The organism is Dyella japonica DSM 16301 (assembly GCF_001010355.1).
GTDB classification, from domain to species: Bacteria; Pseudomonadota; Gammaproteobacteria; order Xanthomonadales; family Rhodanobacteraceae; genus Dyella; species Dyella japonica.
On the sequence record NZ_JPLA01000054.1, the window covers coordinates 1 to 21,255 of the forward strand.

20 protein-coding genes are annotated in these 21,255 nt (G+C 65.6%); 7 read left to right on the forward strand and 13 right to left on the reverse strand.

Translation table 11 applies throughout. The features are described 5' to 3' along the window. Positions 1-280: 280 nt before the first annotated feature. Positions 281-484, reverse strand: coding sequence for a hypothetical protein (locus Y882_RS16970; RefSeq protein ID WP_046973141.1), 204 nt, complete (start codon positions 482-484; stop codon positions 281-283). Positions 485-599: 115 nt separating this feature from the next. Further along, a complete protein-coding gene (locus Y882_RS16975; protein WP_046973142.1) occupies positions 600-797 on the reverse strand; it encodes a rubredoxin in 198 nt (65 codons plus the stop codon). 93 nt (positions 798-890) lie between these two features. On the opposite strand from Y882_RS16975, the gene thiE reads away from it, so the two are divergent. The 3 genes from thiE to Y882_RS16990 all read left to right on the forward strand — a co-directional run bounded on the left by thiE (position 891) and on the right by Y882_RS16990 (position 3,856). Beyond that, complete coding sequence (thiE, locus tag Y882_RS16980) at positions 891-1,514, forward strand: thiamine phosphate synthase (RefSeq protein WP_046973143.1); 624 nt, start codon at positions 891-893, stop codon at positions 1,512-1,514. Between the two features lie 10 nt (positions 1,515-1,524). Then, positions 1,525-2,811 carry a glutamate-1-semialdehyde 2,1-aminomutase gene (gene hemL, locus Y882_RS16985; protein ID WP_046973144.1) on the forward strand — a complete coding sequence of 429 codons (1,287 nt, stop codon included), beginning with the start codon at positions 1,525-1,527 and terminating at the stop codon, positions 2,809-2,811. Positions 2,812-2,956: 145 nt separating this feature from the next. Then, complete coding sequence (locus Y882_RS16990) at positions 2,957-3,856, forward strand: ion transporter (RefSeq protein ID WP_046973145.1); 900 nt, start codon at positions 2,957-2,959, stop codon at positions 3,854-3,856. A gap of 17 nt (positions 3,857-3,873) precedes the next feature. Here the strand turns inward: Y882_RS16990 and Y882_RS16995 are convergent, their stop codons facing one another. The 8 genes from Y882_RS16995 to Y882_RS17030 form a co-directional block, all read right to left on the reverse strand. Further along, positions 3,874-5,109: an acetylornithine transaminase gene (locus Y882_RS16995; protein WP_046973146.1), complete on the reverse strand. Its 1,236-nt coding sequence runs from the start codon at positions 5,107-5,109 to the stop codon at positions 3,874-3,876. Between the two features lie 847 nt (positions 5,110-5,956). Then, positions 5,957-7,297, reverse strand: coding sequence for a sigma-54 dependent transcriptional regulator (locus Y882_RS17000; RefSeq protein ID WP_046973147.1), 1,341 nt, complete (start codon positions 7,295-7,297; stop codon positions 5,957-5,959). Positions 7,298-7,593: 296 nt separating this feature from the next. Continuing rightward, entirely contained in the window at positions 7,594-8,013 is a 420-nt protein-coding gene (locus Y882_RS17005) for a VOC family protein (protein WP_046973148.1), read from the reverse strand. Then, entirely contained in the window at positions 8,010-8,465 is a 456-nt protein-coding gene (locus Y882_RS17010) for an HIT family protein (protein ID WP_046973149.1), read from the reverse strand. The genes Y882_RS17005 and Y882_RS17010 overlap by 4 nt, the downstream gene beginning before the upstream one ends. Before the next feature lie 5 nt (positions 8,466-8,470). Beyond that, a complete protein-coding gene (locus Y882_RS17015) occupies positions 8,471-9,289 on the reverse strand; it encodes an SDR family oxidoreductase (protein WP_046973150.1) in 819 nt (272 codons plus the stop codon). A gap of 69 nt (positions 9,290-9,358) precedes the next feature. Then, entirely contained in the window at positions 9,359-9,961 is a 603-nt protein-coding gene (locus Y882_RS17020; protein WP_046973151.1) for an LON peptidase substrate-binding domain-containing protein, read from the reverse strand. Between the two features lie 133 nt (positions 9,962-10,094). Further along, on the reverse strand, positions 10,095-11,450 hold the full coding sequence (gene mpl / locus Y882_RS17025; protein WP_046973152.1) for a UDP-N-acetylmuramate:L-alanyl-gamma-D-glutamyl-meso-diaminopimelate ligase: 1,356 nt from the start codon (positions 11,448-11,450) through the stop codon (positions 10,095-10,097). Between the two features lie 79 nt (positions 11,451-11,529). Next, complete coding sequence (locus Y882_RS17030) at positions 11,530-12,114, reverse strand: adenylate kinase (protein ID WP_046973153.1); 585 nt, start codon at positions 12,112-12,114, stop codon at positions 11,530-11,532. A gap of 221 nt (positions 12,115-12,335) precedes the next feature. Here Y882_RS17030 and Y882_RS17035 point away from each other — a divergent pair, with 221 nt between their 5' ends. Both Y882_RS17035 and Y882_RS17040 read left to right on the forward strand, forming a co-directional pair. Further along, the gene (locus tag Y882_RS17035) at positions 12,336-12,764 is read left to right on the forward strand and encodes a VOC family protein (protein ID WP_046973154.1); all 429 of its coding nucleotides are present in this window, start codon (positions 12,336-12,338) and stop codon (positions 12,762-12,764) included. Between the two features lie 6 nt (positions 12,765-12,770). Continuing rightward, a complete protein-coding gene (locus Y882_RS17040; protein WP_046973155.1) occupies positions 12,771-14,039 on the forward strand; it encodes a 6-phosphofructokinase in 1,269 nt (422 codons plus the stop codon). 3 nt (positions 14,040-14,042) lie between these two features. Here the strand turns inward: Y882_RS17040 and Y882_RS17045 are convergent, their stop codons facing one another. After that, complete coding sequence (locus tag Y882_RS17045; RefSeq protein WP_156171549.1) at positions 14,043-14,810, reverse strand: alpha/beta hydrolase; 768 nt, start codon at positions 14,808-14,810, stop codon at positions 14,043-14,045. A gap of 172 nt (positions 14,811-14,982) precedes the next feature. Here Y882_RS17045 and Y882_RS17050 point away from each other — a divergent pair, with 172 nt between their 5' ends. After that, complete coding sequence (locus Y882_RS17050) at positions 14,983-15,390, forward strand: RcnB family protein (protein ID WP_046973156.1); 408 nt, start codon at positions 14,983-14,985, stop codon at positions 15,388-15,390. A 12-nt stretch (positions 15,391-15,402) separates the two neighbouring features. Here Y882_RS17050 and Y882_RS17055 read toward each other — a convergent pair whose 3' ends face one another. Then, positions 15,403-17,766, reverse strand: a complete 2,364-nt coding sequence (locus Y882_RS17055; protein WP_156171547.1) for a hypothetical protein — start codon at positions 17,764-17,766, stop codon at positions 15,403-15,405. Positions 17,767-17,825: 59 nt separating this feature from the next. After that, positions 17,826-18,638 carry a class I SAM-dependent methyltransferase gene (locus tag Y882_RS19000; protein WP_052950113.1) on the reverse strand — a complete coding sequence of 271 codons (813 nt, stop codon included), beginning with the start codon at positions 18,636-18,638 and terminating at the stop codon, positions 17,826-17,828. A gap of 461 nt (positions 18,639-19,099) precedes the next feature. Between Y882_RS19000 and Y882_RS17065 the strand changes: the two genes are divergently transcribed. Further along, on the forward strand, positions 19,100-21,148 hold the full coding sequence (locus Y882_RS17065; protein ID WP_046973158.1) for a sodium-translocating pyrophosphatase: 2,049 nt from the start codon (positions 19,100-19,102) through the stop codon (positions 21,146-21,148). Positions 21,149-21,255: the final 107 nt, after the last annotated feature.

A 21,255-nucleotide genomic window follows, 5' to 3' on the forward strand; every position in this document is an offset into this window, starting at 1 on the left:
TGAGCCGCTCATCTTACATCATCTTTCCGGTCCGTCAACACCTTCAGCGAAGAATTTTTGCTGCCGGGTTTTCAGTGGAATCCCCGTTGAAGAGCTTGTCGTCCGGGGAGGAGCGAAACTATAGCGTCCCTCCACAGGGTTGGGAAGGGGTCTATACGAATTTTTTTCATGTTCGTGACAGGGCGCGACGCACGGGGCACGAATACGCCGGCCTTGCAGCGGCAAGACCGGCGCGTTTTGTCGGCGGAATCTGTGCCCTGAAGAGGCCAGGGGGCTCTAATTAGGCCTCGCCACCCTTGGCGGCCGCGATGGAGGAGATTGGCGTGATCGCCAGGGATGCATTGGCCGCCACGGGCGTGGCGCCGTCTCCGTTGGCCGCCAGGTCATGCCGGCAGGGCACGCCGACGTGATAGGGGATGAGGGACTCGAGACTCAGCCTTTCCAGGATGTCCCACTCGTCTTCGAACGGAATGAATTGCTGCATGGTGCTGCTCCTGCCTGGGTTGCGCGGTTTTCTCGGCGCGCGGGAGCATTTAAGCAAACGGCCCGGTCCGTACGATGACGGATTCGGGCCGTTTGAGGGCAATGCGGGGAGGAACTCAGTCGATTTCGATCATCTCGAAGTCTTCCTTGGTCGCGCCGCAATCCGGGCAGGTCCAGGTATCGGGAACGTCGGCCCAACGCGTACCGGGCTCGATGCCCTCGTCGGGCACGCCCAGCGCCTCGTCATAGATGAAGCCGCAAACGACACACATCCATTTGCGCAGGGTGCCGGTTTCGTTGGTGCTCTGATTCATCGTCAATGGCTTGCTATGGAGAATAAGTAGGTCATTCTCGCAACTCCCCCGCCGATGCGAAAGCGTATGGCGCCGCTCTCCAGGATCGATTGCATGCGTGAAAAACTCCAGGGCCGTGGCCTTTATGTGATTACCGATGGCCCGCGCCCCGACTTGTTCCAGGCCGTCGCCCAGGCTTTGGCTGGCGGCGCCCGGCTGCTGCAATACCGTGACAAGACGGGCGATCACGCGCGCCGCCTCACCGAGGCCCGCGCCATCCGGGCCCTGTGCGCGGCCCGCCAGGTGCCCCTGATCATCAATGATGACGTGGCTTTAGCCCACGCCGCGGGCGCCGCGGGCGTGCATCTGGGCGAGGAGGACGGCGACGTGGCCGCGGCCCGCGCCGTGCTCGGCGACGCCGCCATCATCGGCGTGTCCTGCTACGACTCGTTGGCGCGCGCGCGCGAACTGGCCGCCGCGGGCGTCGATTACATCGCCTTTGGCGCCTTTTTCCCTTCGCCCACAAAGCCGCATGCACGCCGTGCTTCCTTCGACCTGCTGCGACAGAGCGCCGCGCTCGACGTGCCGCGAGTGGCGATTGGCGGCATCACGCCAGACAATGCCCAGTCGCTGATCGATGCCGGCGCGGACTATCTCGCCGTGGTTTCAGCGGTTTTCGGCGATCCGGACGTGCGCGGCGCCGCTGCGCGATTCGCCCAACTCTTCACCAAGCCTTGAGACATCCACCATGACCACCAACCACGAACTCTTCCAACGCGCGCAGCAACTGATGCCCGGCGGCGTGAACTCGCCGGTGCGCGCCTTCAAGTCGGTGGGCGGCGAGCCGTTCTTCACGGCGCGGGCGGATGGCCCCTATCTGTGGGACGTCGAAGGCAAGCGCTATGTCGACTACGTGGGCTCGTGGGGCCCGATGATCGTGGGCCACAACCATCCGCAGGTGCGTGAGGCGGTGGAACGCGCGGTGAAGAATGGCCTGTCGTACGGCACGCCCTGCCCCGCCGAAGTCACCATGGCGGAAACGATCACGCGCCTGATTCCGTCGATCGACATGGTGCGCATGGTCAATTCCGGCACGGAAGCGACCATGTCGGCGATCCGCCTGGCGCGCGGCGCAACCGGTCGCAACCTGATCGTGAAGTTCGAAGGCTGCTACCACGGCCATGGCGACAGCTTCCTGGTGAAGGCCGGTTCGGGCGCACTCACCTTCGGCGTGCCGACCTCGCCCGGCGTGCCCAAGGCCAATGCCGACCTCACGCTCACCCTGGCCTATAACGATCTCGAGGCTGCCGTACGGCTGTTCGATGAGCACGGCCACGATATCGCCGGCCTGATCATCGAGCCGGTCGCCGGCAACATGAACTGCATCCCGCCCAAGGATGGCTATCTGCAGGGCCTGCGCGAGTTGTGCACGAAGCACGGCGCGCTGCTGATCTTCGATGAGGTGATGACGGGTTTCCGCGTGGCCCTGGGTGGCGCGCAGGCGTATTACGGAGTGACGCCGGATCTCACCACGTTCGGCAAGATCATCGGCGGCGGCATGCCGGTGGGAGCTTATGGTGGCCGTCGCGACCTGATGCAGCAGATCGCGCCCGCGGGACCGATCTACCAGGCCGGCACACTTTCGGGCAATCCAGTCGCGATGGCGGCCGGGCTGGCCATGCTGGAGCTGATCCAGGCGCCGGGCTTCTATGACCAGCTCGCGGCGCGCACGCGTCTGCTCACCGATGGCCTGCAGGCCGTAGCCGATGGCGAAGGCGTGGCCTTCAGCACGAATCGCGTGGGCGGCATGTTCGGCCTGTTCTTCACCAAGGAGAAGGTGGATAGCTACGCGCAGGCGACGGCGGCGGATGCGGCCATGTTCAACCGTTTCTTCCACGGCATGCTCGAGCGTGGCGTCTACCTGGCGCCGTCGGCGTTCGAGGCGGGCTTTGTTTCCAGCGCACACAGCGAGCAGGACCTTGCCCAGACGCTGGAAGCAGCGCGTGGTGCGCTGCGCGCGGCGCGGAACGGCTGAGCATCGGCCCACATGGCTGCCGATGGCGCCCGCCATCGGCAGCATGCAGCGCGATTCAAGGCATGCGGCAGTTTGGGCATCGTCTGATCCAAGCTTGACGCCGCCGGCGCTATGCTCCGTGCTCTCGCGCCCGGATGTCCGCCGCATGAGCAAGCAACCGCCGTTCCCCTTCGACACGCGTGTCAGGCCGGCCACCCTTACGGGTTGGCGCGCCCGTTGGTTCCATATCATTTTCGGCCATGACGACGCGCCTGGACGGCTATTCGATCTGGTGCTGATCATCGCGATTCTGTCGAGCATCGTGGTCACCGTGCTCGATACGGTGAACGAGCTGCATGTCCGTTTCGCCAGCTTGTTCTATGCGCTGGAATGGTTCTTCACCGTGGTGTTCACGCTGGAATACGTGGTACGCCTGATGGTGGTGGCACGGCCCATGCGCTATGCGCGCAGCTTCTTCGGCATCGTCGACCTGCTTGCGGTGTTGCCGACCTACGTCAGCCTGCTCGTCGCGGGCAGCCAATATTTGCTGGTCATTCGCGCCGTGCGCATCCTGCGCATCTTCCGCGTGCTGAAGATGACGCGCTATGTGGGCGAGGCCGATCTGTTGTGGGGCACGCTGGTGAAATCGCGGCGGAAGATCTTCATCTTCATCAGCACGATTCTTACGGTGGTGCTGATCTTCGGCGCGCTGATGTACCTGGTCGAAGGCCCGGAGAACGGTTTCAGCAGCATCCCGCGTGCGATGTATTGGGCGGTGGTGACGATGACTACCGTGGGCTTCGGCGACATCACGCCGCATACCGCGCTGGGCCAGGTGCTCACCTCGCTGATCATGCTGGTCGGCTACAGCATCATCGCGGTGCCGACGGGCATCTTTGCAGCGGAACTGGCGGCCGGCATCCGCGACGTTCGTCAGCAGCTGACCTGCCGCGCCTGCGGCCTGGACGGCCATCAGGGCGACGCCCGGTTCTGTCGCGGCTGCGGCCAGCCGCTTGCGGCGCCGGCACTGCAGGCATCGTCCAGTGGAGCAAACGCCCAGGACTGAGCCCTGGGCGCGCGGGCTTACCCAGCGATAAAGCTGCGCAGCGCGGCTTCGAGACGCTGCAGGCCTTCGGCGAGGTCCTCATCGCTGATGTTGAGGGCGGGCACGAAACGCAGCACGTCCGGACCGGCCTGCAGCACCAGCAAGCCGTGCGCCGCGGCGTGATCAAGGATGGCGCCCGCCTTCCCCTTGTTCGCCTCGTTGAGCACCGCGCCAAGCATCAGACCGCGGCCGCGAACCTGCTCAAACAGCTGCAGCGACTGGTTGATGCGCGCCAGGCCATCACGCAATGCCTGCGACTGGCGCGCCACGTTGGCCAGCAACTCCGGCGAAGACAGCTTGCGCAGCGCCACGCGCGCCACGGCGGCGGCCAGCGGATTGCCGCCGAAGGTGGTGCCGTGGGCGCCGAACTGCATCACCTCGGCCACCTTGGGACCCGCCAGCATGGCGCCGATCGGGAAACCGCAACCCAAGGCCTTGGCCATGGTGACGATGTCGGGCTTGGCGCCGTCCTGCACATAGGCGAACAAGGTACCGGTACGGCCCATGCCACTCTGGATTTCGTCGAGCACCAACAGCGCGTTGTACTGATCGCACAGCTCGCGCACGCGCTGCACGAAGCCTGGCGCGGCCGGCAGCACGCCGCCCTCGCCCTGCACGGGCTCGAGCATCACGGCGGCCACGTCGCCCTGCGCGAACGCCGCTTCCAGGGCGGGCACATCGTTGAAATCGAGATAGCGGAAGCCGCCGGGCAGCGGCTCGTAGCCTTCCTGGTACTTCGGCTGCGCAGTGGCCGTGACGGCGGCCAGGGTGCGTCCATGGAAGGAGCCACGGAAGGTGATGATCACGCGCTTATCGGCCTCGCGCCCTTGCGCGGCGGCCCACTTGCGCACCAGCTTGATGGCCGCTTCGTTGGCCTCGGTGCCGGAGTTGCACAGGAACACGCGCTCGGCGAAGCCCGATGCCGACACCAGCTCCTCGGCCAGGTGCAACGGCGGCTCGCTGTAGAACACGTTGCTGGTATGCCAGAGCTTGTGCGCCTGGGTAGTCAGCGCCTCGAGCAGGTCGGGATCCTGATGGCCCAGCGCGTTGACCGCGATGCCGGCGCCGAAGTCGAGGTAGTCGCGGCCCTGCGTATCCCACACCCGCGCGCCCTTGCCGTGGTCCAGCACCACATCGCGCGGCCGATACACCGGCAACCAGTAGCGCTTGCCGAGATCGATCAGGGACTGGGCGGACGGGTCTTGCGCGTGCATGTCGTACTCCGGGCATCGTCGAGGACGACACCATGCTCAAAAGCGGGATTGGGGATGGGGATGCGCCGCAAGCAGCGGCGCGCGTGCATCGTAAGCCCTGAGTACCGGCTTTGCACGGCTCCCGACCGTGTGGACAAGGATGGCCCGGGGAGGTGGCGCCCGGCGTCGCGCCTTCTGACCGACGCCTGCCCTGGGCCGGCAAAAGGTGTGACATTTCGCCTGTCCGCCGTAAAGCAGGTGATACACCTTCCCGAAACCGCTTAACCACAGGAGTTAAGCGCCTTCCGAAGGCCTGAATTCGGGTTGGGGCTGTAACGCCTTTAGCACGGTTCAAAATCGTCCACTGCGCTGCAAAGGCGCTAAAACCCCCGTTTTTCAGCCATTGGTCCTGGTTGGCACGACGATTGCTCTCTTAACCCCGTACAGGCGGGAAGGGGAAGGGCCAGCTGCGATAAACGCGCCGGACGTCGCGACAAGGACCTTCGCGGCGACAGGATGGCGACGCTTCTGGGTGGCCCGGGGCAAGTCGGCACGGACTTCGCAGCTGGCATGGGAAGCACCCTTTCCGCGCCTCTCACCTTGCTGAGAGGTCGTTCAAGCATTCCGCCGCAAGGCGGTGATGAGGGCGGTAACCCGGCAACCCCTGTGGCCGGGGCACCAATGGAAGCCCCCGACCCGACCCCTGCGGGTCGGGGGCCTTCCTTTTTGTCGTGTGCGGATTCGATGGCTTGAGGGCCTCACGCTCCATCGCCGCATTCGCTGCCAAAGAGCACGCACGCGCCGCCCACCCCAAGGGGTGGCCAGCATGATTCGTTCGGTGGGCGCCCTGGCGGGCCTGGACGTGCGCCTAGCGCAGCTCGTCGAGTGCGAGCTGGTGCTTCTTGCAGAGACGGTAAATGGTCACACGCGACACTTTCAGTCGCCGCGCGCATTCGCTCACATTGAAACGACTCTCGCGCAGGCAGGCGATCACCGCATCGCGCTCGGCCGCCACACGCGTGCTGCCCAGGCTGGAACGTGCCGCCTGCTTGGTGAGCACGTCGGCCAAGTCCAGGTCGTTGACGCTGATGAGGGCGTCTTCGGCCACCACTGCGGCGCGCTGCACGCGATTGAGCAATTCGCGCACGTTGCCCGGCCAGCTGAAATCAAGCATGGCCCGCCGCGCGCTGGCGCTGAAGGCACGCCCGCGGCTGGGATGCTGCTCGCGGAATGCGTCGAGGAATTTCTGCGCCAGCAACACCACGTCGTCCTCGCGCTCGCGCAAGGGCGGCATGCGCAGGCGCAGCACGTTGAGGCGGTAGTAGAGATCTTCGCGGAAGCGGCCCTGCTCCACCGCTTTTTCCAGATCCACGTGGGTGGCGGCGAGCACGCGCACATCCAGCTTGATCAACTGGCTGCTGCCCACGCGCTCCAGCGTGCCTTCCTGCAGGAAGCGCAGCAGGCTGGTTTGTGCGTCCAGCGGCAGATCGCCAACTTCGTCGAGAAAGACCGTGCCACCGGCGGCCGTTTCGAAATGGCCGATGCGGCGTGCGTTGGCGCCGGTGAATGCGCCGCGCTCGTGGCCGAACAGTTCGGACTGCACCAGGTTGGGTGGCAGTGCTCCGCAATTGATCGCGGCGAACGGCCGATCGGCACGCGCCGACAGGCTATGCAATGCCCGCGCGGCAACCTCCTTGCCGGTGCCCGTTTCGCCGGTGATCAACACCGGCAGCTCCACCGGCGCGTACTTGCGTACGCTGGCCACCACGGCGCCGATCGCGGCGCTGCGGCCGGTCACGCCGATGTCGCCCGGTTCGGCCGCACGCGGCTGGTCGCCACCCACGCGAGCGAGCGCTTCGACCAGACGGTCGACGTCCACCGGCGTGGCGAAGTATTCGATGCTCGCTTCGAGCACGCGATCGATCAGCGGCTCGTGCACCGACATGGCCGGCGGTATGAGCGCCACCCACGGCAGCCAGGGGTGATCAGCCATGAGCTGGGCCATGGCCTGGGCGGAAGCAGGATCGCCGTGCCTAAGGTCGGCCAGCGCCACCACCGTATCGTTGTTTCGCATGCCCACGCCGCCCTGAGTACCGGCATCGGCCACGCGGATGATCCATCCCGCATTGGCCAACCCTGCCCGCTCTTCGCCGGCCGGTTGACCAAACCAGACGACGCATCGCCTGGCTTCCTCCCTCATTACAGCCATGGTTCCCTCCCCCAACCCCTCTAGGGGTCACAGGTTTCGGCCGGTCGTTGCCACGTCCTATGGCTACCCCCCGGTTACCACGCCCGTCGCGCCAAGCTAACCCGCGACCGCTACAAAAATGTGATATGGGTCACACAATATACAACTCTGCGCCTCACAGTCACCCCACCAATGGCGCAAAACCGTCGGACGTAAGCCGGAGGCCGGCAGGTGGGCTAGCACCTATGGCCTAGAGTCCTTAGACCCTTGCCAAAGGCCCGCCAAGGGCCCCAGCAAGCCACGCGACAGCCAGGGCCCTACCAGACGCCCTTATTTGGCATCGAAGCCCAGGGCTCCTGCGGGGGCAGATGCCCGTCCTGCAGCAATTCCACCGAAATCAGGTCAGGCGAGCGTACGAAAGCCATGTGTCCATCGCGTGGCGGCCGATTGATCGTGTAGCCCATGGACTGCAGGTGCGCGCAGGTCTGGTAGATGTTGTCCACGCGAAACGCCAGATGGCCAAAGTTGCGTGCGCTGCCGTAGTCCTCGCTCGAGCCCCAGTTATGGGTCAGCTCGATTTCCGCTTCTGGCGAATCAGGCGCGGCGAGAAAGACCAGGGTGAACTTGCCCGCTGCGTTCTCGCTGCGACGTGTTTCCTTCAAGCCCAGTCCATCGCAGAAGAAACGCAGGCTGGCATCGATGTCGCGCACGCGGATCATGGTGTGCAGGTATTTCATGCGGAACTCCGTGGCGTGGGGACGCCGCCGTCATGGGGAAGCACGTGACGGAGGCGCTGCGCCAGATCATCCAGCACCTCACGTGTCGACGGTGTCGGCACGCCGTGCGGATAGACGCGAAACAAGCCATCGGCCACGCGACGCGGATGCACATGCAAATGGAAGTGCGGCACTTCCTGCCCGCCGGCCGCGCCGTTGGATTGCCAGAGATTGAGTCCGGGCGCATGCATCGTCTCGCGCAAGGCATGCGCTACGCGCACGCCCAGTTGCATCACCTCGCCGGCCAGTGCGAGATCGATGGCGTAGATATCCTGCACGTGCAACTTCGGCACGACCAACACGTGGCCGAGCACCGCTTGCCGAAGATCGAGGAACGCCAGCGCGTTGTCCGTCTGCGCCACCACGCTGGCCTCGCCTCGGCCCGCGACGATCTCGCAGAACGGACAGGACACGACGCTCAATCCAGAAACAGATCGGGCAACAGCGACTGCGTTGGATCCACCGCGTACGGCGCGAAGTCGGTGACGCCCGCCTCGCGCAGCACTTCTTCATCGATCAGGAACTTGCCGGCGAAACCCTTGGCCGACCGCGTGAGCACGGCATGCGCTGCATCAGCCACGATGCTCGGCTTGCGGCAGCGTTCCAGCGGCACACCCGGAATCATGTTGAGCGCATCGGTGGCTACGATGGTGCGCGGCCACAACGCGTTCACCGCCACACCTTGCCTGCCCAGCTCGCCGGCGAGGCCCAGCGTCACGAAGCTCATGCCCATCTTGGCGAGCGTGTAACCGGTGTGCGGCGCCCACCACTTCGGATTGAGCGAGGGTGGCGGCGCCAGCGTGAGGATGTGCGGATTGTCGGACTTGAGCAGATGCGGCAGGCACACCTGTGCACACAGGAAACTGCCGCGCGCATTGACCTGCTGCATCAAGTCGAAGCGCTTCATCGGCGTGTCTGCGATGCCTGCCAGCCAGATCGCGCTGGCGTTGTTGACCAGGATATCGATGCCGCCGAAGCGTTCGACCGTGGCGGCCACGGCGGCCTTCACTTCGTCTTCCTCGCGGATATCGCACTTGATCGGCAGGGCCTTGCCGCCGGCCGCTTCAATTTCTTCCGCTGCGCTGAAGATGGTGCCGGGCAGTCGCGGATTGGGTACGTTGCTCTTGGCGGCAATGGCGATATTGGCGCCATCACGCGCGGCGCGCAGGGCAATCGCCAGGCCGATACCGCGTGAGGCACCGGTGATGAAGAGGGTCTTGCCGGCCAGGCTGCTCATGGATGGTCGCCTTCAATGGTGAGTGAGCAAGTGTAGAAGCGCGTCATGCAGGCGCAAAGTGCGAGACGATCACGCCCGTTGGAAACGCGGGAGGATGTCGCGCAGTTCGCCCAGTCGTCGCACGGGATCGGTCAGTTCGAGCAGGCGCTGCTGTTCGTCGGTCTGCAACGGCAGCAATTCCGCCAGGCGAAAACCCAGCCAGCTGGCGTCGTCGTAGAGATGCTTGGGCGCGTGACGCCACTGCGGCGCTAGGTTCTCGATCAGACGCTCGAGGATCGACTGCAACAAGGCCAACTCCACCGGCACTTCCTGCGTGGGCTCCGCAGCCCACGATTCGACGTCGCCGCGCACCAGTCCATCCGAACGCACGCGCGTACGCTGCACGCGGAAGCGCTCGCCGCCTTCGGCAAGGATGCCGAGCAGGCCGTCCTCGCGATTGTGGAAATCAACGATGCGCGCCAGCGTACCGACGGCGGCGGGCAAGGCGGGTGCGCCCGCTTCCCGTCCCTCGAGGATCAGGCACACGCCGAAAGAGCTGCCGGTGCGTGCGCACTCGCGAATCATGTCCAGATAGCGTGGTTCGAAAATGCGCAGCGAGAGCTGTCCACCGGGATACAACACGGTGTTCAGTGGGAACAGGGGCAGATCGATGGATGGAGTGTTGGCAGCCATGCAATCAGTCTAACCGCGCACCTGCGTTGTAGGAGCGCACCCTGTGCGCGAACGCGATAGCGAGGCGCCATGGCCAGACCAGTCGCGCACAGGGTGCGCTCCCACAGGTGAGTGGGAGTAGCGGCCCCGGATCTTACGAGGCGATCGACTCGGCGAAGCGGCGCGGTGCGCCTTCGAAGCCGCCATTGGACATGAAGACCACGTGATCGCCTGCGCGCACCTGGCTGCGCAAGGCGTCGATCAGCGCATCCACCGTGGGCACGGCGCTGCCGCGGCCATTCAAGGCGGCCGTCACGCGGCCGGCATCCCAGGCCAGTTCCGGGCGATGCAGGAAGACCACGGCATCGGCATCGGCCAGCGAAGGGGCCAGTGCCTCAGCATGTGCACCCAGGCGCATGGAATTGGAACGTGGCTCCAGCGCGACCACGATGCGGGCGTTGCCCACCTTCGCGCGCAAGCCGGCCAGCGTGGTCGCGATGGCCGTGGGGTGATGCGCGAAATCGTCGTACACGCGCACGCCATTCGCCTCGCCGACGATTTCCATACGGCGCTTCACGCTTTGGAAACTCGCAAAGGCCGGCAGCAGGGCACGCGGATCGGCGCCTGCGGCAGCAGCCGCGGCCAAGGCCGCCAGCGCATTCATCACGCTGTGGTTGCCGAGCAGCGGCCAGTGGATCTCGCCGATCAACTCGGCGCCATGGCGCACGCGGAAGGCGGAACCATCGGCCTCGATCAGCTCGGCCTGCCAGTCGCCCTGCCCGATGCCAAACGTTTCCACCGGCGTCCAGCAACCCATCGCCAACACTTCAGCCAGATGCTGATCGTGCGCGTTGACGATCAGACGTCCATTGCCTGGCACGGTGCGCACCAGGTGATGGAACTGACGCTGGATCGCGGCGACGTCGGGGAAGATGTCCGCGTGGTCGTATTCGAGGTTGTTGAGGATGGCGATGCGCGGACGGTAGTGAACGAACTTCGAGCGCTTGTCGAAGAACGCGCTGTCGTATTCATCCGCCTCGATCACGAAGGGCTTGCCGCCACCCACGCGTGCCGACACGTCGAAGTTGCCGGGCACGCCGCCGATAAGGAAGCCGGGCGAGAGGCCCGCGCTTTCCAGCAGGTGTGCCAGCAGGCTGGTCGTGGTGGTCTTGCCGTGTGTGCCGGCCACGGCCAGCACTTCACGGCCCGGCAGCAGGGTCTCGCCCAGCCACTGCGGCCCGGAGATGTAGCGCAGCTGCTCGTCGAGCATGTATTCCACGGCCGGGTTGCCGCGCGTCATGGCGTTGCCTACCACCACCAGATCGGGCGCGGGCTTGAGGTAGTCGGCGCGATAGCCGTTCATCAAGCCAATGCCGAGTGCTTCGAGCTGGGTGCTCATGGGCGGATAGACGTTCGCGTCGGAACCTTCGACGGTCAGTCCAAGCTCGCGCGCCAGTGCGGCGACGCCGCCCATGAAGGTGCCGCAGATGCCCAGGATGTGCAGACGCATGTGTTACCTGCTCGATAGAACCCGGCCAGCCGATGCGCCAGCCCAAAAACATCGGGCCGCCTTGCGGCGGCCCGGAGCGTCAGCCGTTGGCGGCGGCCGATTCGTCAGCCAGCGCACGCTTGACGCGGGCGGTGACTTCGTTGAGCTCGCCCACGCCGTCGACCACCTGCAGCTTGCCGCGGCGGGAGAAGAAATCGGCCACGGGCGCGGTCTGCTCGGCATAGACCTTCAGGCGATCGCGCACCACCACCGGATCGTCGTCCTTGCGGTGCTCGGCGGCGAAACGGATTTCGCAGCGGCCGATGATCACTTCGTTGGGCACGTCCAGCTTCACCACGGCGTCCAGCGGCTGGCCGATCTTGGCCAGCAGATGATCGAGCGCATCGGCCTGGGCCAGGTTGCGCGGGTAGCCGTCGAGGATGAAACCACCGCGGACATCGTCCTGCGAGAGGCGCTCTTCGAGCATGGCCAGCAGGATGTCATCGGACACGAGCTTGCCCGCATCCATCACTGCCTTCGCCTTCAGGCCCGTCGGCGTACCAGCCGCCACCGCCGCGCGCAGCATGTCGCCGGTCGAGATGTGCGGTACGCCGAGTTCCACCTTCAGACGCGCAGCCTGGGTGCCTTTGCCCGAACCGGGCGGACCGAGTAGGACGAGTCGCATAGTGCTCCAAGGTATCCGCAGGCCACGCACGCTGCGGGACCCGGGGATGCAAGAAAATGGCGTTCAACTTAACTTCTGGCAGCGTCAACGTCAAACCGAGAAAGCGGCTGGCAAACGGCAAGTAGTTGTTGCCAAAAGAGTTAACCCTGACACGTCGTTGTCACAGGGACGCCGCGGCCGGGCCGGATTAAGCTCGCCAGGACCACCGGGAGGAAAACGCCGTGTCCGCACCCCGTATCCACATCGTCACGCTGGGCGTCAGCGACCTGGCGCGCTCGCGCCGGTTCTACGAGGCCTGGGGCTGGAAGGCCTCCTCGGCCAGCAACGACAACATCGTCTTTCTCAAGGGCGGCGCGGGCGTGCTGGCGCTGTACGGACGCGATGCGCTGGCCGAAGACGCGCTCGCCGAAGACCTGCCCACCGGCTTTGCCGCCATCACGCTCGCGCGCAACGCCAGCTCCAAGGACGAAGTGGATGCCTGGTTCGCCACGGCGCTCGCCGCCGGCGCACGCGAATTGAAGACACCGCAGGAGGCATTCTGGGGCGGCTACTCGGGCTATCTCGCCGATCCCGATGGCCACCTGTGGGAATTCGCGTTCAACCCGTACTTCGTGTTTGATGACCACGGCAACCTCGCCTTACCGGATTGAGACCTCATGACGACGAAAGCCAAGCCCAGCGGCCGCCTGCTGTATGCCCAGTCCGGCGGCGTCACCGCCGTCATCAATGCCACCGCCGCCGGCGTGATCGAGGCGGCGCGCGCCAAGGGCGTGCCGGTGTATGCAGGGCATAACGGCATCCTCGGCGCCTTGCGCGAGGAATTGATCGATACCAGCAAGGAAACCAAGGCGGCCATCGCAGCGCTTCGTCACACGCCCGGCGGCGCGTTCGGCTCTTGCCGCTACAAGCTCAAATCGCTGGAGACGAACCGCGCCGAGTACGAGCGCCTCATCGATGTCTTCCGTGCGCACGACATCCGCTGGTTCCTCTACAACGGCGGCAACGACTCGGCCGATACGGCGCTGAAGATCTCGCAGCTCGGCAAGGCGATGAATTACGACATCCGCTGCATTGGCGTGCCCAAGACGGTGGACAACGACCTGGCCGTCACCGACTGCTGCCCCGGCTTCGGCTCGGTGGCGAAATACATCGCCGTGTCCACGCTGGAGGCGAGCCTGGACGTGGCCTCGATGGCGGACACCTCGACCAAGGTCTTCATCCTCGAAGTGATGGGCCGCCATGCCGGCTGGATCGCCGCCGCGGCAGGTCTTGCCGGCGAAGGTGCGGATGCGCCGCCGCACATCATCCTGTTTCCGGAGCGTGCGTTCGACGAAGCCGCCTTCCTCGCCAAGGTCAAGGCCACGGTGGAACGCGTGGGCTGGTGCACGGTGGTGGCGTCGGAAGGCTTGCTCAATGCAGAGGGCCAGTTCCTCGCCGAGGCAGGCACGCGCGATGCGTTTGGCCACAGCCAGCTCGGTGGCGTGGCGCCCGTGCTGGCCGCGCTGGTCAAGGAAAAACTCGGCTACAAGTATCACTGGGCGCTGCCCGATTACCTGCAGCGCTCGGCGCGTCATCTCGCCTCGAAAACCGATGCCGAGCAGGCTTACGCCGTGGGCAAGGCCGCCGTCGAATACGCCCTGGCCGGCATGAATGCGGTGATGCCGGTGATCGTGCGCAGCAGCGACGCGCCGTATCGCTGGAAGATCGAACCGGCGCCGCTGTCCAAGATCGCCAATCGCGAAAAGAAAATGCCGGCGAACTTCATCACGCGCGACGGCTTTGGCATCACGGCAGCCGCACGCCGCTACCTTGGCCCGCTGATCCAGGGCGAAGCGCCGCCGCCGTATGGCAAGAACGGATTGCCGCAGTACGCAGCGCTAAAAAACACCATGGTGGCGCGCAAGCTCGAACCGTTCGGACGCTGATGATCAATGCAGAAAACGCTCCAGGCTCACGCGATAGTCCGCGTGATCCTGGACCGTGTTGTGCCCGGCATCGGCAATCACCTGCACGGTGGGCGGCTGCTTGAACGCTTTCAGCAAAGCCATGGTGCGTTCGGCAGGAATGATTTCATCCGCTTCGGCACGGATCACCAGCACGGGACAATGGATGTCGTTGACGTACTGCCAGGACTCGTAGCGATCACGCATCAGCGCGTTCACCGGCAGCCAGCCGAAGTAACCCGCTGCCACGCGCACCAGACTGTCGAATGGCGTGACCAGCACCAGGCGCTCCACCGGGCGGCGCGCCGCAAGCTGCACGGCCACGCCGCTGCCCAGGCTGCGCCCGATCACGGCGATGCTCGCCTGCTCACGCGCGACATGGTCGAACAAGGCCAGCGCATCGCTGACCAGTGCCTGCTCGGAGGGTGCCCCTCCGCTCTCCGCATAGCTGCGATAGGGAAGCAGATAGATCGTTCGATCCGGAAACCATCGCGCCAGTTCGTTGCGGGCATCCTCGATGCGCTCGCCGTTGCCGCCGAAATAGATCAAGGCCTTCGCACGCCCCGGGTTCATCACCCATCCGCGCAACCGAATGCCATCGTTGACCAGCTCGAAATCCGGCGGCTGCTGCACGCGCCAGCTCGCTTCCGGGTGATAGATCTGCTGGCGCTGCCCCAGGTACATGGCCAGGCAGATGCCGCCGTACAGCACGATCGCCAGCGCCACGAATACCAGCATCACTCGCAGGAACATCACGGCGTCTCCGGGCGGATTCTGTACGGCGATTCAGATCGATAAGCGCTGGCTGAAAGCTTGCACGACGCTTTCAAAAAAGCACGCCCGGCGTTCAGACGCAGATTTTTACGATGATTCTGCCCGATCCATCCAGCGCCTGTGGCGTTGGCGGGCATCCCAGGAGGATGCGATGAAGACCCTTTCCCGTGTACTGGTGGCCTTGGCCCTGCTTGCCGGCAGCGGCGCGGTGCTGGCCGATCCCTGGCACGACCACGATCGGGGACATGGCCATGATGATCGACACGATCGCGGCGATCGCTACGACAACCACGGCGGCCGCCATGATCGCGACGGCTGGCGCGAGCGCGATCGTCACGACGGCTGGAACCATCGCTACTACAGCGACCGCGGCTATTACGGCCGTCCGCATCGCTGGGAGCGCGGCTACCGCTATGACGGCCCGATGTACATCGTCAACGACTACCGCGGCTATCGCCTCGCCCCGCCGCCCTACGGTTATCGCTGGGTGCGCGACGACGGCAACTTCCTGCTGGTTTCGATCGGCGACAGCATGATCCTGGACATGGTCATACGCTGAGGCGTATCGCCGTCAAGGCGCCGCACGGTTGCCGACGCCGGCGGCGCTGGATGCCATGCGCAAGGCTTGCCGATTCCTGGCGAGCTCGGCCGATGTTCCTGCCCGCGCCGCCCAGGCTGGGTAGGCGGCCTGCCACAGGGCCAGCAGCGTTGGCGACAGAGCGGCTCCGGCACGCCAGGCCAGTTCGGCGTGCAGGCAACCCGCGCGGTGGTCTGCGGTGCGCAGCTGGCACTCCGCCAGCAACAGCTGTGACTGGGCATCGTCGTCCTCCGCGGCGATCTCCAGGCACTTGGCATACACCCGGCGGTCCTTCTCCTCGCCGAGCGCGAGCAGCGCCGTGAGCATGCAGCGCAAGGCATCCACGGTGAGCGTGGGCGCCGCGGTCAGCGGGCGGGCGAGATCGATGGCGCGCAGATAGAAACTCCGCGCACCGACCATATCCATGCCCTGAGCCTGGGTCAGCGCGACCCGGCACGCTTCCAGACGCAGGCTGTCGTCGCGGTCGACAAACGGTTGGAGCACCGTATCGGCCTGATCCAGCAGCGCGGCCCTTACCGGGTCACGCTCCAGACGCGCCCTGCCGAGCGCCACCTGCGCCGCCGCGCGGGCGTAACGCGGGCTCTCGCCATCGTCGGCCAACAGCCGGCGCAGCGCTCCCCTTGCCTCGGTATATCGCTCCAACGCCAGTGGTGCGCTCAGCGACTCGGCCATGGCGCAAAGCAGCCCGACCCAGGCGGCCAGCACCTCGGCCGTCGTTTCAGCCTCCATCGCGGGCAACCAGCGCGCGTGCAGTTCACGCAGGCGCAGACGCCGCTCGGTCGCGTTCTGGCAGCAGGCCATCAGCCAACGCCACTCGGTGGTCAGCAGCGCCGCCTTCCAGGCCGATGGTCCGCACGGTGTTTGCGCGCCCCTGGCCAGCAGCTGGCACGCCTCCTCGAGGCGCGCCGCCACGCGCTCGCGCGCCATCCCGCGCGGCGCGGCGTGCAGCACGCGCTGGAGTTGCCATGCGGCACCGGAATGAGGCCGGGCATCCTGTTGCATCGCCTCGCGAAGCACGCGTTCCGCCTCGCCCAACAGCTCCTCGTCGATGTCCGGACCGATCAGGGCACGCAAATAGCAGGCCTCGCCGAGCTTCTCGGCAGGCAAGTTGTCGTGATCGACATGCGTCACTTCACGCAAGATGCGAATGCTGGCGTCGAGCATGCCGGCGCGTACCGGCTCGTCGAGCTGATCCTGCGCATCGGCCAGCAAGCTGAGACCCACGGCCCGCCTGGTTTCCAGATCATCGGGGCGCTGGCGCAGAAAAGATTCGAGCGCGTCGAGCAGCTCGGCGGGAGCCACGTTTTCCAGTGTGGGCACCACGGGCGCTTGCGCGATGGGCGACATCGCCTCGCTGTTGCCTGCAACAGCCGCCTGCACGGACGACGTGCCGAGCGCCGACGTCGGCACGTCGTCGGCGTCGGTGTGATACAGGCGCGTCCATAGCGGCCATTCCACCGCGCCTGCGATCTTGAACGAGACGCCCGGCCCCTCGCCCATGTCGACGGCCGCGCGAATGATCGGCTCCTGCTCCCGCAGCGCTTCGCCAAGGGAACGCGTGGCGCACACGCCCCCAGGCGTGGAGAGCTGATTGAAGACCGCGTCCAGCGGCGAGGATGCTTCGGCGGATGCGGGCACGGCGTCATCGCCCGCGCTCACCGGTGCTGCTTCATCCACGGATGCGTGCACGGGCGCCAGCTCCATGTCCGGCGCGGGTGCGCCTTGCCAGGTCAGCGCCAGGAACGCGATGTCCTCATCGGACAGCCGGGGCAAGGCCAACCGACTCGCCCGTTGCCTTTTTCGCCGACGCGCCAGCACGAACAGCACACCCCCCAACAACACCAAGGCCAGCGCCGCCGCCCACAGATAACGCCATTCCAGCAGCCACATTGTCGAAACTTTTCCTGTCCGGTTATGCGTCCCGCCACAACACGAGGCCAGCGGCGCGCCCGCCGCCAGAAGCTTTTCCGAGCTGGACGGCGGTACGGGTGGCGCCATGGCGGTGCTTGCGGGGGGTTCCATCGACGAAGACTGCATGCCCCTGTCCGCGGGGATACCCTCCGGCGCTGACTTCCGCAGCGACAAACGAAGCGGCGAACCACGCGGCGGTGCCGCCGCACGCACGTCGCGCCCGCGCGCAAGGAACGTGGCGAGAGGCGGGACTGGCACCTCGGCCCCTTCATCGTCGGCGGCCGAGGACGGCAGCTGGACCACGGGAGGTGCAGGCTCCGGTAGCTCATACATGGGCTGCGGCGTCTTCACTCCCACACGATCAACCAGCGAACAGGCCACCAGCGCGGTGCACGCAAGCAGCGCCGCGCCGGTGGCCGCCGCCACGCGCCAGCTTGAGCGTCCGCGTGATGGTCCCCTCGCTGGCGGCGCGTGGCTCACGTTGCTCAGAGCTCGTTGAGGTGGACGAACTCTGCGGTGGCCTCCTGGTGGGTCGCGATCACGTTCTGACTGACCCAGCCCGGGAAGATGTTGTTGCTGCTGCCGGAGAAATTGCGTGCGCTGTACAGATAAGGCAGATGTGACCAGCAGCGGTAACCCATGGACTTCAAGGTGTTGATCTCTTCCGTGGCCAGATCGGTATTGGACAGGCGGAAATAGATGCTCGGACGCTGATTGCGCAGGGTGCTCTCGGCGCCGGCAAGCATCGGCAAGAGGCCGCCCGGACGATTGACCTTGATCAGGTGCAGCTTGGCGATGCGCAGGGCGTCCAGCGCCATCTGGCGACAGGTCTCCTCCGGCTGGTCATCGGTGGCGGCCAGGAACACCGAGGCACTGCGACTGTCGCCGAGCGCAGCATGCAGCGGATAGACATTGCCGATCTGGTTGAGCGCCAGCGTCGAGCACAACGCAATGTGCTCGAGGCGACGCGGCTCGACCACGTGCACCTGGCCGTTCGCGCCGACCAGCTGCGACAACCAAAGTGTCTGTGCGCCGTATTCGGCGCCGTATTCCAGCGCCACGTGGCCCTCGTCGAGCAGGGCGCCCAACGTATCCAGCTCCTGTTCGATCCACTCGCCATATTCGGCCAGCGAGCGCGCCATGGTGGCCTTGGAGTCCTGCGCCAGCACCAGGCCGTAGCGCGTCTGCCAGAACGACGGCTTGCCGCTGCGCTTGGCCTCGGAGCTGGCGACATGGGCCTGGACAGCCTGGGCTGCAGTCGTTTCGGTGATATCGGTGGCGGTCTGTTCTTCGTTCATGCGAATCTCTCAGGAGGTGAATGCGAGATGGGCCTGAAAGATGGCCTGGCGCTGGGACGTCGCATCCGAGCCAGTCCGCGTCGGTCGCGCAGCGACCGGAAGCTGGGCTGGCGGATGCCGCGACTCATGGAATCTTTCGGCGATACGTCACGCCATGAACACGCGGATGCGTCCCGACCAGTGCTCTCCAGGCGTGAGCCCATCACATTCACGCACCTTACCGAGACGAACTGACGGGACATGAAGGCCTGGACCAGGTTCATATGTGAGCCCAATCCGTCATCCATGTCGGAATTTCACGTGCAGGCAATCACCTGCGAACTTTCTTAGCGCTGCGCCGCACAACACGGAACGTCACGCCAATTGCCTATACTCCCCTGGACCGCCCGCAAGGGCGGCCGCCGTGTCGGGGAGCCGGTGGCGTCCTCGACGTTGGGTTTACCACTCATGGGGAGGCTCCGATGCTGCAGCAGTATGGCTTGTGGATCGTGCTGGCATGTGCGGTTCTGGCGATTCTTTATGGCGCACTGTCGGTGCGCTGGATCTTGGCGCAGTCGCCGGGCAACGCACGCATGCAAGAGATCGCCGCCGCGATCCAGGAAGGCGCGAAGGCATATCTCAATCGCCAGTACGCCACCATCGGCGCTGTTGGCATCGTGTTGTTCATCATCATCGGATTGGCCTTGGATTGGGGCACGGCGATCGGCTTTGCCATCGGCGCGGTGCTGTCCGGCGCCACCGGCTACATCGGCATGAACGTGTCGGTACGCGCCAACGTGCGCACCGCGGAAGCTGCGCGTCATGGCCTGGCCGCCGCGCTGAATGTCGCGTTTCGCGGCGGCGCCATCACCGGCATGCTGGTGGTGGGGCTGGCCCTGCTGGGCGTCACCGGCTACTACGTGCTGTTGGGCCGCATGGGCTACGAGACCATGCACGCGCTGCATGCGCTGATCGGCCTGGCGTTCGGCTCCTCGCTGATTTCCATCTTTGCGCGCCTGGGTGGCGGCATCTTCACCAAGGGCGCGGACGTCGGTGCCGACCTGGTGGGCAAAGTGGAAGCGGGTATTCCCGAGGATGACCCGCGCAATCCCGCCGTGATCGCCGACAACGTGGGCGACAACGTGGGCGACTGCGCCGGCATGGCAGCCGACCTGTTTGAAACCTACGCGGTGACGCTGATCGCCACCATGCTGCTTGGCGGCGTGATGGCCGAACAGACCGGCAGCAACGGCGTGCTGTTTCCGCTGGTGCTGGGTGGTGCATCCATCGTGGCGTCGGTGATCGGGACGTTCTTCGTGAAGGCGCGCAGCACCAAGATCATGAGTGCGCTGTATGCGGGCGTGGCGGTGTCGGCGATCTTGGCCGCGATTGCGTTCTGGCCCATCACCAGCCAGCTGATGGCCGACTCCGCCTACGGCGTGGGTCACCTCTACGGCTGCGCCTTGATCGGCCTGGTGCTGACCGGTGCGATGGTGGTGATCACCGAGTACTACACGGCGACCGAATACAAACCCGTGCAGCACATCGCGCAGTCATCGACCACGGGGCACGCGACCAACATCATCGCCGGCATCGGCGTGTCGATGAAGTCCACCGCCTTGCCGGTGCTGGCGGTGTGTGCGGCGATCTGGGGCGCGTATCAGTTGGCCGGGCTGTATGGCATCGCCATCGCCGCCACGGCGATGCTGAGCATGACCGGCATGATCGTGGCGCTGGATGCCTACGGTCCCATCACCGACAACGCCGGCGGCATCGCCGAAATGGCCGAGCTGCCGCCCGAAGTGCGCGGCGTCACCGATCCGCTCGATGCCGTGGGCAACACCACCAAGGCGGTGACCAAGGGCTATGCGATCGGTTCGGCCGGCCTGGCCGCGCTGGTGCTGTTTGCCGACTACACGCACAACCTCAACCAGCACCTCAACCTCACTGACTTCCGCTTCGACCTTTCCAATCCATACGTGATCATCGGCCTGCTGATCGGCGGCCTGATTCCGTATCTGTTCGCCGCGATGGCAATGGAAGCGGTGGGCCGTTCGGCCGGTGCGGTGGTGGAGGAAGTGCGCCGCCAGTTCCGCGAGATCAAGGGCATCATGGAAGGCACCACCCGCCCGGATTATTCGCGTGCGGTGGACATGCTCACGCGCTCGGCCATCAAGGAAATGCTGGTGCCGTCGCTGCTGCCCGTGCTGGTACCGGTGATCGTGGTGTTCGGCTTCAAGTGGCTGGGCGGCGCCGAGGCCGGCGCGCAGGCGTTGGGCGGCGTGCTGATCGGCACCATCGTGACCGGCCTGTTCGTGGCCATCTCCATGACCACCGGCGGCGGCGCCTGGGACAACGCGAAGAAGTACATCGAAGACAACCACTTCGGCGGCAAGGGCTCCGACGCGCACAAGGCCGCCGTCACCGGCGACACCGTCGGCGACCCGTACAAGGACACGGCGGGCCCTGCGGTGAATCCGCTGATCAAGATCATCAACATCGTGGCGCTGTTGCTGATTCCGCTGTTGTAACTCTGCTTGGCGTTGCAAGCCCACTCCTCGAAAGAGGGGTGGGCTTGGCTTCGAAGCGCTAAAGAGCGGATTGGGGAGCATTTCGCGAGCACCCGCCCCTCACCCCA

What these genes read in the sequence shown, in the direction of transcription:
- Y882_RS16970 (WP_046973141.1), bottom strand. Translation starts at nt 484, where the DNA reads ATGCAGCAATTCATTCCGTTCGAAGACGAGTGGGACATCCTGGAAAGG.
- Y882_RS16975 (WP_046973142.1), bottom strand. Translation starts at nt 797, where the DNA reads ATGAATCAGAGCACCAACGAAACCGGCACCCTGCGCAAATGGATGTGT.
- thiE (WP_046973143.1), top strand. Translation starts at nt 891, where the DNA reads ATGCGTGAAAAACTCCAGGGCCGTGGCCTTTATGTGATTACCGATGGC.
- hemL (WP_046973144.1), top strand. Translation starts at nt 1,525, where the DNA reads ATGACCACCAACCACGAACTCTTCCAACGCGCGCAGCAACTGATGCCC.
- Y882_RS16990 (WP_046973145.1), top strand. Translation starts at nt 2,957, where the DNA reads ATGAGCAAGCAACCGCCGTTCCCCTTCGACACGCGTGTCAGGCCGGCC.
- Y882_RS16995 (WP_046973146.1), bottom strand. Translation starts at nt 5,109, where the DNA reads ATGCACGCGCAAGACCCGTCCGCCCAGTCCCTGATCGATCTCGGCAAG.
- Y882_RS17000 (WP_046973147.1), bottom strand. Translation starts at nt 7,297, where the DNA reads ATGGCTGTAATGAGGGAGGAAGCCAGGCGATGCGTCGTCTGGTTTGGT.
- Y882_RS17005 (WP_046973148.1), bottom strand. Translation starts at nt 8,013, where the DNA reads ATGAAATACCTGCACACCATGATCCGCGTGCGCGACATCGATGCCAGC.
- Y882_RS17015 (WP_046973150.1), bottom strand. Translation starts at nt 9,289, where the DNA reads ATGAGCAGCCTGGCCGGCAAGACCCTCTTCATCACCGGTGCCTCACGC.
- Y882_RS17020 (WP_046973151.1), bottom strand. Translation starts at nt 9,961, where the DNA reads ATGGCTGCCAACACTCCATCCATCGATCTGCCCCTGTTCCCACTGAAC.
- mpl (WP_046973152.1), bottom strand. Translation starts at nt 11,450, where the DNA reads ATGCGTCTGCACATCCTGGGCATCTGCGGCACCTTCATGGGCGGCGTC.
- Y882_RS17030 (WP_046973153.1), bottom strand. Translation starts at nt 12,114, where the DNA reads ATGCGACTCGTCCTACTCGGTCCGCCCGGTTCGGGCAAAGGCACCCAG.
- Y882_RS17040 (WP_046973155.1), top strand. Translation starts at nt 12,771, where the DNA reads ATGACGACGAAAGCCAAGCCCAGCGGCCGCCTGCTGTATGCCCAGTCC.
- Y882_RS17045 (WP_156171549.1), bottom strand. Translation starts at nt 14,810, where the DNA reads ATGTTCCTGCGAGTGATGCTGGTATTCGTGGCGCTGGCGATCGTGCTG.
- Y882_RS17050 (WP_046973156.1), top strand. Translation starts at nt 14,983, where the DNA reads ATGAAGACCCTTTCCCGTGTACTGGTGGCCTTGGCCCTGCTTGCCGGC.
- Y882_RS19000 (WP_052950113.1), bottom strand. Translation starts at nt 18,638, where the DNA reads ATGAACGAAGAACAGACCGCCACCGATATCACCGAAACGACTGCAGCC.
- Y882_RS17065 (WP_046973158.1), top strand. Translation starts at nt 19,100, where the DNA reads ATGCTGCAGCAGTATGGCTTGTGGATCGTGCTGGCATGTGCGGTTCTG.